Genomic DNA, 778 nt, shown 5'->3' with positions numbered 1-778 from the left:
GGGTGTGTCAAGTTAAGGGTGTAACTATTTTTCCTGGTCAGCGGCGTGTCGCGGTCAACCTGCCGTCGAAGGTCAGATCGAACGCGTTGAGCGCCAGCTTCCATCGGCTGGACCACTTCACCGCGCCCGTGCCCTTGGGATCCAGGCTCATCAACGCCAGATAGATGCACTTGAGCGCGGCCTGCTCGCTGGGGAAGTGCCCGCGGGCCTTGACCGCCCGCCGGATCCGGGCGTTGATCGACTCGATCGCGTTCGTGGTGCAGACGATCCGCCGGATCTCCACGTCGAAGGCCAGGAACGGCACCATCTCCGCCCACGCCCCCTCCCACAACCGCACGATCGCCGGATACTTGGCACCCCACTGCTCGCTGAACTCAGCGAACCGGTCCACGGCGGCCTCCTCGGTCGCGGCCGTGTAGACAGGCCGCAGCCCCTGAGCGATCTTGGAGCGGTCGGTGTAGGAGGCGTAGCGGAAGCTGTTACGCAGCAGGTGCACGATGCAGGTCTGCACCACCGTGCGCGGCCACACCGCCTCCACCGCCTCCACCATGCCCTTGAGGCCGTCGGCGACCAGCATCAGCACGTCGGCCACGCCGCGGTTCTTGAGCTCGGTGAACACGTGCGCCCAGTGCTTGGCGCCCTCGCCGCCGTCGCCGGCCCACAGCCCCAGGATGTCGCGCTCGCCCTCGGCCGTGACACCGAGCACCACGTAGATGGGCCGGTTGGCGACCTGGCCGTCACGGATCTTGACGTTGATCGCGTCGACGAACAGCACCGG

At 67.0% G+C, this 778-nt stretch carries 1 protein-coding gene; it reads right to left on the bottom strand.

Going from position 1 to position 778, the window contains the following annotated elements:
- Positions 1–37 precede the first annotated feature (37 nt).
- Positions 38–778, bottom strand: a 741-nt coding sequence (locus ACSIH6_RS39350; RefSeq protein WP_435113982.1) for an IS256 family transposase, incomplete at its 5' end; no start/stop codon positions are given.

Origin of the sequence: Nocardiopsis synnemataformans (genome assembly GCF_965343085.1) — a bacterium.
Classification (GTDB): domain Bacteria; phylum Actinomycetota; class Actinomycetes; order Streptosporangiales; family Streptosporangiaceae; genus Nocardiopsis; species Nocardiopsis alborubida.
The sequence above is the reverse complement of the archived record's forward strand: the minus strand, read 5'-3'. Positions and strand labels throughout refer to the sequence as shown.